Below are 9,948 nucleotides of genomic sequence, written 5' to 3' on the forward strand. Positions count from 1 at the left end.
ATCGCGAAGATGTTAACGGCAGGTTAGGCCGCATTCAGTCAGTCGGGGAGAAAACCGCCCCTGTGTGGATGCGACACATCCCCACCGTTACTATGCACTTGTACACCTTCAAACACTCGGCTCTTACTGCTGTACCGCTCGAAAATCAACCCGGACTTCAAGAAATTTGCGATCCCACTGACCGACTTCACAAATTAGGAAATCTAGATCCGTTTGAAGTCGAAATTCTGAACTTGTTAGAAAGAGCAACGGTTCTTACTCCCACCGAATTGCAGTATTTAGAACAGATTGAGGATAGACACAAACTTGATTGAGTGCCTCACAACTATTTTCCCTTTTGAGAACAGCAATAACTTCGGAAATTTTATTTGATTCACTTGACAGTTCAAACACTGAGCCAATCAATTTTTGTTGAGCTGCTAATTGTCGCAGTGAATAACAAGCGATCGCTCGCACTCGCTCTGGAGACTTGCTAGCATTTTTAGCAGCAAACGGCCCCCAGAAAGCACTCAGCACAATCTTAATCTGTTCCGATATTGGGTATGTTTGACTCAAACAGTAATCCCAAACCATCTTATCGAATGGGTCGTCTAGTGCAACTAAAACACCCGATATTTGCGACTGCACTTGCTTCTGATTTTGGTCAGGTAACGGCTGATTGTTCAAATTGGCAATCATAGATTTCTCCTGTTAAGCTAACTTATTTACATCCCATTCTCGATTTTAGTATTTGCCCTCAAGGAACAAACTCTCGTTCTTGAGGGGAGCGAATCCACAAAGTACAAAATCCTTTTTGTGCAGGTTTACCCTCTACTGTCAGCGTCACCCCCAATCTATTTATCTCAGTTTCACACAGTTTTTGGCCACCTTTCTCGCTCAACAAAGCTTGATTCCAGCTCATAAGTTGGCGAGCATATTTCCCTTCATTGCTTGTTGCCCACTGAATTGTATCCGCGTTCTTGCGAGCAAACTGACCCTCTTTGCTCAGCCCCCATTCGAGCGCTACGGCTTGTTCTAAAGTGAGCTGGCGCGGCCCTTTTGGGTCGAGTTCAGGCGGTGGAATGAACCGGGGCACAGCTAACCCGATAAAAGCGCCGATCGCCATTGCCCCTAACACCACCCCGCTCCCAAAAATCACGGACCAAATATCGTGAGCAACTTTCTCTAAAGCTGCTTGTCGCACCAGGGTGTAAACTGAGTTGGAAATGTGGCGATGTTGCACCCTAACAGCCGCTTTTCCCTGCCGTTCTAAAAACTCTCTGCTTTCTTTTTCCCAATTTTCAGTTAGTTGGCGAACTTGTTCCAATTCTTGAGAGATGACAGCTTGAGAATCTTTCAAATCACCTTGCCATTTAGATTGCCAATTCTTGAAAAACTGGTCAATCTCTTGCGGTTTTTTTTCTAGCAGCAGTTCGAGTTGACCTGTGGCCAGCAATACGATAAAAAGTGGGTCATTTTTATTGAGGCCGTATCGGTAAGCTGTCTGAATGACATGAGAGCGAAATTTGGAGTCTTTTCCCTTGAGTACCTGGCTGATTAGTGACTCAGTATCTCTCTCGTACATGGGAGGGGCACATAAAGGATCTCTGTTCAGAGCTTCTCTTTCCCTCGAATCATCGTCTATGAGTTCCCAAAACTCCTCTTCATTTAGCTTATTCCCATCTGATTTCAACTTTTCTTCTACTGCATCTTCTGGGAATGTATCTGGAGAATCGGGCAAATTTTGCGAATTTTCAGCGGATTGTATGGAATTATTTTTGGTATTATTAAGTCTGCCCTGTTCCCTTGGCGTTTCCAATATCTCGCCAAACTCTTCAGAGTCAACTTCGGAAAGTTCTTCTAAAAGTCGATCGGACATTTAACCTCCTACCTAATCAAAATCCTAATCTTTATGCTGTTCTGCATCGCGCCTTCTATAGTCTGAACTCACATTTTGTCCGTCTCCTAACGAGTTCATCACCCATTGATATCGTTTCCGGCTGCATCGTCAGGTGATAAATTAGAGGGCAATTCATGAATGATTGTTACAAGTCGCCACCTATCTCGGCGCAATTTTCAGTTGTTCGATTCACAGTCAACAGTCAACAGTCAACCTCATAAGGAGTGCAACCGGAATTGATATGACTGTAAAATTTACAGGAATACCCGCAAATTATCGGTTTAGACACTATCTGTAGTATTAAGATGTGTTTCGGCACACCCAGCCCGCTGGCCCAGTGGTGAAGAAGTTTTTGAAACCCAGGAAATCTCGTAGCGGGCGATCGATCAATCTTCTTACTTTCAGAGTTTAAACGCAATAAACAACGTTTATTGCTAAGATCCAACGCTTGGGATAACACAACTGCGTTGATTGCACTCAGCCAGCGGGCTGGTTTCGGCACACCCTATCAGTAGAGTCTGTGCGTAAGCCTTAATTTAGATTCTTAAAAGCTTACGATACCTTTTTTACAAATTACAGCCTCCTGAGACTTTACAACCTGTTGCTTATTTTGTTACTCATTTGGCTGCTCATTTTCTATCTGCATTTCCTCATTTATTTTTCGTTCGTAGGCACCGATAACTTCTTTTTTATTGCGATTGGGTGCGTTGTTAAACAAACCTACATCTTCTATGAGACGGAAACAGTCTTCCAGAAAAGTATGCAATCGCTGCTGACTAATTAAGAAAAATTCAGAGTGTTTCATTGCTTGAGAAAATGACAACCGCTTCGTATCAATAAACTTGCGCTCTCTTGCACTCAGCGCCGGCAAGTCTACGACAGGAATTCGATAATTATTAATGAGCTTGTTCATTTCCTTATGGCTTTGTACGTGCGACCAATCTTTGCAAACTCCAAAATTACGAACAAAAATGTGATTGAGCTTACCTTCAAAGTAGTTGAAAGAGTCAATAAACATTTCAATGCTGTCAGTCGTGCCGCCGCAAATAAACCACTTGCAAACATCAACTCCTGACTGCTCTTTAAAATCAGGAGAAGTTAAATTAGCTTCGTCAATCCATTTGTTGATAATGCCGTAAACCCGAGCTGGTAAATTGACAATAACAGGAGTCTCCACTGCCGTTTCAAAAATAATGTCGATCTCGAAAAACTTCTCTTCATCCTCAACTAAAGCTACGATTTTTGCATTGTGTTCAGGATAGCGCTGCTGCACGTCAGGATTTTGAAAATCGCCATCAATTAAGGTGTACAGCAGTTCATACTTCTGATTGAATTCAACCAGAAGGCGCGTTAGCATTGACTTGCCAACGCCACCTTTCTCGCCGTCAACCAAGTGAATCATGTTAGTCATTTCATTCCTCCTTGCTGGATGTCGATGTCTATTCAAGACTTAATAATTTTTAACTAAAGCTAGGCCCGACCATTGCCGGATCGAAACCAGCTAAGTTAAATGCGCTGTTTTCAAACTCAACTTCTCCCGAAAATTCCTCTGGTTCTTTTTCTTCGGGCAAACTTGCGGGATTTGAACTCTCAGGGGTAGTTAATTCCGTAGCAATAGATGTACCTGGATTCGACAAGTGAGAGAAAGTAGCTAAAGGAATTAAACCCGAAGAAATACCAGGGGCAATTGCTCCTAACTCGGTACAGTTAAATCCCACATCTCGGCAAACTTCATCTATCTGCCTGAGCAAAAAATTAATGCTCTCTCGCCTCAAATACTCTAAGTCTGTACTAGAATGATTACCGCTATTGCGTAAAGCTGCTAACAGCCACCGCGCTTTGATCAGAGGTAAAATCGTTTCCTTTAAACTAAAAAAAGGATGATTTTGCAGGTAAGACAGCAAGATAGCGTCTTCGGAATCTGGCAAAACTTGACAGCGCCAGCAAAATTCCTTGTAGCGTTTTCTAGGCATAATTCCTCACCTTCTTTCCAGAACCTCGGTAGGGCCCTCCCAATAAGATAGCTGCATCTAAGTTTGCTTCAGATTCCTCTAATGAAGGTTCTGTATTCGACTCATCACTCAATTCATCAGAAGCATCTAAGCAGCTATCTTTGATACTTGAATCAGCCTTTTGTTTAGCACATTGTTCAGTGTTTTGTTCAGTAATATCTTCAGTCTTTTGTTCAGCGGGTTCTTCAAATTTTTGTTCAGTAATATCTTCAGTCTTTTGCTCAGTAGATTCCTCAATTTTTTGTTCAGTAGATTGCTCTGATTTAGCGTGAGTAAATTGCTCAACTTTTAATTTAGTAGGTTGCTCGGATTTTGGGTGAGTAGGTTGTTCAGATTTTGGCTTGGTAGATTGTTCAGATTTTGGCTTGGTAGATTGTTCAGCACATTCTTTTACACTCTGTATATCAGTCGTAGGGACTGGAGCATCTCCTGAACTGGAAGTTGTATCTTCTGCCCTCTGAGAAGTTGTCGCAACAGACCTTTGCCTCAGTACCTCAAACTGAGATTTGAAGTAAGAAAATAGTCCGTAAACATCAGCTATGCGACAACCTAAGCCATCAGGGTCAAGTGTTTTTGGCACTGTTATACCTGCGTGCCAAGACAGTGAATAATGAGAAAACTGATTTCGCAGTTCGGGCTTCATATATTCAGAAGTACCCCCGCAAAATACAATTTCATCTAAATCGGGCGGCAGCACTTCATTAATCCAATGAGATAACATTCGAGCGTAGTCAAAGCGAGACAGCTTGACTGCTTCAATCAATTGGTCAACTTCTCGATCTTTCGCTGCATCCTCTCGATTTCGAGCAATTCGGTAAAAGTAAGGGCGGTTGTAGCTTACACCTGAAGAAGCGATCGATAAAGCCAAACGGGAAGCATCGTAGTTAGAGGTTCGCTCTTGAACTAGATCCACCAACTTTACCATTCCTAAGTCTGAAGTTTTGCCTTTACCGACAGCACCGCGTGCCGAAACTATTATCGAAGCATTGCGAAATCCTACCATCACAAAGGCAGTTACCCGCTGCTTGAAGGCTGAACCTAAATTGCTGTTGTGGATCAAAGCAATGCCGCCGCCTTCTTGCAAAGCTTGGGTTTTGTCCAGGGTGACGGATAGCTTACCGGTGGGTGTTTCAAATGAAGCAGAGTATTGACTTAATAGCTCAAAAAATTGTTTGGAGTCATTAAATTCACCTGGGGGCAAGAAAACGGAGATCGCAGCATTGAATTGATTGCCTAAATCTAACTTCCGCGACACCACCCACAAAGCTGCTAGAGCTTTGTACAAAGCGCTACTGTACTTCAGTCCCGCCAAACCGATATGAGCATTGAATTGCGCTGCTGCCAGGTAGCCAACGGCTCGACATTCATTACCAATTGCCACCCAAGCGATATTTTCGGGAGATGCCGATGCAAGGTTAGGTTTTGTGAAACAATTGGCTATGTCTTGGCTCACCGGCCCCACCTGCGATTCCATTACAAAGGAGCTTGCTTTACTGCCTGCTTGCGAGCTTTGGCAGAAAACTCTAGTAGATAAGCCGCCAAAATCTATAGCCAGAATCGCATCTGGTATTGAGGGTTTTTTCTTCATAAACGCTGGATTTTATTACGTTATAAAATGATAGTATTGGCTTCTATTTAAGTCTGACCTCACCAATTATGGTGGTTTTGGATAGTTAAAATAGCCCCCTCCAAATGGCGGGGACAGACGGCCTTCTCCAAATGGCGGGGACAGACGGCCTTTCAAGGAAAATATCTCGGTTTGTGCCGATTGCTTTGCGCTTCCTACAAAGAGCAACTATGTCAAGGTTACGCTAAGATGAAAGGCAAACGATTAATTTTAATAACTATCCTGTCTTCGTTTAACTCAAGTTGAGCCGGGATTTCTGGAGCTTCAAAGAAATAAATTGGGTACGGTAATCTTCGGGTAGCTTGATTTGATGTTTCCGCTCGAAACTCTGCAACTCTACTTCCGCAAGCGCTTGCTTCAGTTTGTATTGGTGAGAATCTGCGCGTGTTCCGTGCAGATTTTTATCTTCTTGCTGCAAGGGTTGAAGCAGTTCTGCTAATTCTTTAATATTCTTTGATATTTTCAATTGCCGATTCCAGAGAGCAATCCATCATATCCCAGTCAATGCCATCATCGGGGAACAGCGATAATTGTCCAGGCGATACGTTGGATTGCCCGCGATTGTGATAAGAAAGGTGGCAGGCAGTACAAAGAGCAATTAAGTTTTCTGGGCGATTATCCTCTGGTATCCGGTTGCGGTGGTGCACTGTTAAAGTTAAGGAACAACGTTCGGATTTGGTTAAGCCACTTTGTTTACCAGGTCTGAGGCATTGTTGGTTGCACTTAGCACAGCGCCAGAGCGCACTTTCTTTCACTGAGAGCGCAATCTCTCGCCAATTTTTTGGATACCTTTTGGGTTTTGCCATAAACGTCAAAGCTCATCTCTCTATAGGGCGATCGCTTTTGTTGCCATTACTCAGAATACCGTCTCATCCGGGCATAAAAGCGATCGCAGTCAGGGAGTTTGGGCATGGTGGGCGGATTGGGTTTTGGTTTGAGTTTGCCTCGAAATCGGGGTTAGCGGCGATCGCGATCGCCGCTTCAATCAAGATACCGCTGCTGTCCCGCACCAAGGATGCGTTGCAAAAACTGGACTAATTCGGCAAAACAATCGGGGTTATTTTCAAGCCACAATTCCGCAAGCATGATTGAATGTTTGGTTTTCCTAAACTTGAGGCGAACAAATGATAACTTGGCCATATAGCCTTTCTCAGGTAGATGAGATATAGTATAATTGATGCTGTTATTGCACTTCATTTATATGAAAAAGACGATAGATTCTGTGAATCCCTTAAAAGTTTGGAAACAAATTGCGCTATTTGTGAGCTTAACTCTATTATCTCTGTTGGGTATCAAAACCACTTTGGCGACGCCCTCCCAAACAACTTTACAGGCTCAAAATTGTCCCTACGGAGCCCAACCTCGACCCTTTGCTCAAGTCGTTACCGAAACAGATCCCCTGACTATCCGTTCTTCCCCGGACGGGCCGGTAATCGGGCTAGTGCCTAAAGGCTGGCAAGTTGTTACGGGCGATCGAGATGCTACAGGAAAGTGGGTAAAAATTGGCAGTGAATATAGTTCTAGCAGTCAAAATCTTCACGGAGGTAGTCGAGGAAATGGGTTTGCGAATGCGCCTGAATTCACAGTGGGTTGGGTAAATAAAGCTTATCTCAAACCTTTGGGTAATTTTTGCGAAAAACCGCTAAAAATACAGCGGAATAACTTGAGAGGATTGTCTGGGGATAGACAAGTTGTGATTCATGAAGATTGGCTGCAAATTGCAGAGCGAATCGCTCAAAGAGACTCTCAATAATAAGGATCAATTTCAAAGCCTTACATCAACGATAGCTTATGGCAGAATTGAACGATCGCACTGCAATCAACTTAAAACGAGTTTTACAAATTGCCGCAATTGTCCCGGGAAATCACCACCGCTTTTTGCAAGCTGGATTAATTGATTCGCAGTCGGGTTTGAAACAACTTGTGCCAGATTGGCAAACAGCTTTTGCTAACTTGCAGCCTATTGACAAACAAATAGTCCGGCAAAATCCTGGGTTATTTCTCGCTAGTCTTGACGATTTAGTTTACCGAGGAATGACTAGCGGAACTTCAGGTGATTTTTATACCTACTTTGCCGGGAATGAGTGGAATGAAGCGCGTTTGTTGGCCCGAAAACGTGCTTTAGCTTGGTGGGGAATTGATGAAGAAGTCCCAATTATTAATCTCGCCAGCCGCTTGCAGCCGATTCGAGTTAATGATGTTGCGTTAATTGGAAATATTACACCTGATTGGCTCAAAAATCTATCCGAATTGTTGCAGATTAAACCTGCGGTGATTCGAGGTTATCCCAGTCGTCTGTCTGAAGTTGCTGCTGCTCTTTCTGGGGATTCTATTCCTGCGGTTTTAGGCGTGATTTGCACGGGTGAGGTTTTATTTGAGTTTCAAGAAGAGTTACTTAAGTCTGTTTTTCAAGCTCCAGTTATTAATGAGTACGGTTGCCAAGAAACAGGAATTTCGGGTTTGAGTTGTCCTGAATTCGGACGGCTGCATTTAGATGTCGATCGCTGTTTGTATGAAATTATTGACGGTGAATTAGTCACTACAGATTTATTTAATTATACAATGCCTTTGATTCGATATCAATGTGGCGATCGCCTTCAATTCGATCCTGATGTCTGTCCTTGCGGTCGATCGCACATAACCGCAAAAATTCTCGGTCGCAGTCAAGAGCAAATCAAGACACAGCAAGGCTTTCAATGTCCGGGAGAACTCTCTTTGCCGAAATTTCCTGGGATTCTGAATTATCAAATAGTCAGGCAAAATCAACAAGAAATAGATATTTGGCTGCAAGTCGAACAGCAACAAGTTCTTGATTTGTTGCCTTTACAGCTTTGTTTGGAAAAGTTATTTGGATATTTTCAAGGGAGAGTAATTGTCGATTCATCGGATTTTACTCAATTTGAAAATACACAAAGTTGTAGCGATTTAGAATGGATCGAATGGGTGACGAAAAAGTCTTGGCATGAGTGGCTGGAATCAGGTTTATTACCTGTAGGAGAAGCCAAAGAAATTGCCTTACTTTTGAAAGGTTTAATTCAGCCGACAGTGATGGTAAGTTCGGGGATATCGCCGATCGCCCAACAAGCCCTCGAAAGGCTATTACAACCTAAAACCTATCGGGAAACATCCGTAGAATTGATGGCTGTACGAGTATTGCTGTTTGCGTGTAGTTTTGTAGCCGATCGCCAAAAAAGACAACACATCTACCATCACGCCAAACAACGTTTAACCGAGATGAATCTCCAGCAATATTCGGTAGTTATAGATTTACTAATTCCCAGCTTGGGATTCGATAATAACACAGCTACATCCATCTGGAGAAATACTAATTTACATAATTCTGGTAAGCTAGATATATTTAATATTCAGCACTTGTTAGCAGCATTCACTCTAGCAGCAAGTAAAGCCAAACAAGATAATCCAAATGTAGGGAAAGCCTGGAAACCAATTTTAGCTGTTTTAATCGGAGATTTAAATTTTTGGGCATCCCGATTTCACATCCAAATTTTAGCATCTTGGTGCGAATTAGTCAGTGGAAAGGCGATCGCCCCCAGCACTAAATATCCACAAACAACAGGCGATCGTTTTTTAGATGCTTGGTTGACTTGGCGTCAAGTCATGATGTGCGATCGTCCATCAGCGACAATCACATTATCTCAATTACAAGCGACAGCAACTTTACCGTCAGAACTAGCACGAGTAGAACTCGAACGCGGATATGCTAAACTGAAGAGGCAAGTTGACATTGACCCGCAAGAATGGTTAGATAAAATTGACAATTATGGTGGACTAATTAGCCGCAACTTACCCGATTGCGAAATCGATCCGATACCTTGGATGCCGATTTTGCTAAAATTAGCGCAAGTTTTGCTAGCAGAGGGAGAAGGCGAATTAGCCTATGAGTGTTTAATTGCGGTGGCTGCGCCGGATATGCGCGCTTCTGGATTTGAAAGATTAGCACGAGAAATGAATTACAAACAGTCTGCAATTTGCGATCGCACACAATGGTAAGTTTAACTCTAATTATACTGGGAAACAGCCATCCTGACTGGGAAATAGAGGCGATCGACACTTTCCAGAATCAAGAATATGATTTAAAACAAGTAATTAAATTCAGTCCCTCAGACTCAGTAAAAAACCCGGTTTCTGGGCTACCATGCGTAAGTCCTATTTTACAGAGATATTGCGCGATTATCAATCCGCCTTTTATGAACAGGCAAGATGCCTGTGAAGCGAGAAAATTTATCTCTTGTGGAACAGGCATCTTGCCTGTTACTGACAATGGTGGAACAGGCATCTTGCCTGTTGCTGACAATGGTGGAACATCTCTAATTTTACAGATAATTGATACTGAACTAACAGCTATTTTACCTGCGTAAGGATTCAGGTCAAAAAAAATTCAGTGACGGCATCTGGTAAAATAAACGAAT

The 9,948-nt window shown here is 42.8% G+C and carries 11 protein-coding genes and 1 pseudogene; 5 read left to right on the forward strand and 7 right to left on the reverse strand.

Going from position 1 to position 9,948, the window contains the following annotated elements; genetic code table 11:
• Positions 1–314 (forward strand): annotated as a pseudogene (locus QT974_RS24690) (hypothetical protein); the annotation flags it as partial.
• Here the strand turns inward: QT974_RS24690 and QT974_RS24695 are convergent.
• The 7 genes from QT974_RS24695 to QT974_RS24725 form a co-directional block, all read right to left on the reverse strand.
• A complete protein-coding gene (locus tag QT974_RS24695) occupies positions 256–678 on the reverse strand; it encodes a hypothetical protein (RefSeq protein WP_333471052.1) in 423 nt (140 codons plus the stop codon). The pseudogene QT974_RS24690 and the gene QT974_RS24695 sit on opposite strands and share 59 nt — an antisense overlap.
• Before the next feature lie 58 nt (positions 679–736).
• Positions 737–1,858 carry a DUF6753 family protein gene (locus tag QT974_RS24700; protein ID WP_333471053.1) on the reverse strand — a complete coding sequence of 374 codons (1,122 nt, stop codon included), beginning with the start codon at positions 1,856–1,858 and terminating at the stop codon, positions 737–739.
• A 634-nt stretch (positions 1,859–2,492) separates the two neighbouring features.
• Entirely contained in the window at positions 2,493–3,290 is a 798-nt protein-coding gene (locus QT974_RS24705; RefSeq protein WP_333471054.1) for a mobilization protein MobD-like protein, read from the reverse strand.
• A gap of 49 nt (positions 3,291–3,339) precedes the next feature.
• Positions 3,340–3,852 carry a hypothetical protein gene (locus QT974_RS24710; protein WP_333471055.1) on the reverse strand — a complete coding sequence of 171 codons (513 nt, stop codon included), beginning with the start codon at positions 3,850–3,852 and terminating at the stop codon, positions 3,340–3,342.
• Positions 3,845–5,479, reverse strand: coding sequence for a hypothetical protein (locus QT974_RS24715; protein WP_333471056.1), 1,635 nt, complete (start codon positions 5,477–5,479; stop codon positions 3,845–3,847). Before QT974_RS24715 ends, QT974_RS24710 begins: the two co-directional genes overlap by 8 nt.
• A 271-nt stretch (positions 5,480–5,750) precedes the next feature.
• Positions 5,751–5,984, reverse strand: a complete 234-nt coding sequence (locus tag QT974_RS24720) for a hypothetical protein (RefSeq protein ID WP_333471057.1) — start codon at positions 5,982–5,984, stop codon at positions 5,751–5,753.
• Entirely contained in the window at positions 5,962–6,324 is a 363-nt protein-coding gene (locus QT974_RS24725; protein WP_333230031.1) for an HNH endonuclease, read from the reverse strand. Before QT974_RS24725 ends, QT974_RS24720 begins: the two co-directional genes overlap by 23 nt.
• A gap of 40 nt (positions 6,325–6,364) precedes the next feature.
• Between QT974_RS24725 and QT974_RS24730 the strand changes: the two genes are divergently transcribed.
• The 4 genes from QT974_RS24730 (at position 6,365) to QT974_RS24745 (ending at position 9,897) form a co-directional block, all read left to right on the forward strand.
• Positions 6,365–6,556, forward strand: coding sequence for a hypothetical protein (locus QT974_RS24730; RefSeq protein ID WP_333471058.1), 192 nt, complete (start codon positions 6,365–6,367; stop codon positions 6,554–6,556).
• A 163-nt stretch (positions 6,557–6,719) separates the two neighbouring features.
• Complete coding sequence (locus tag QT974_RS24735; RefSeq protein ID WP_333471059.1) at positions 6,720–7,271, forward strand: hypothetical protein; 552 nt, start codon at positions 6,720–6,722, stop codon at positions 7,269–7,271.
• 38 nt (positions 7,272–7,309) lie between these two features.
• Positions 7,310–9,529 carry a hypothetical protein gene (locus QT974_RS24740; RefSeq protein ID WP_333471060.1) on the forward strand — a complete coding sequence of 740 codons (2,220 nt, stop codon included), beginning with the start codon at positions 7,310–7,312 and terminating at the stop codon, positions 9,527–9,529.
• Positions 9,523–9,897, forward strand: a complete 375-nt coding sequence (locus QT974_RS24745; RefSeq protein WP_333471061.1) for a hypothetical protein — start codon at positions 9,523–9,525, stop codon at positions 9,895–9,897. Before QT974_RS24740 ends, QT974_RS24745 begins: the two co-directional genes overlap by 7 nt.
• The last annotated feature ends 51 nt before the right edge of the window (positions 9,898–9,948 follow it).

It is taken from the genome of Microcoleus sp. BM001215392 (assembly GCF_036700185.1).
GTDB lineage: Bacteria > Cyanobacteriota > Cyanobacteriia > Cyanobacteriales > Microcoleaceae > Microcoleus.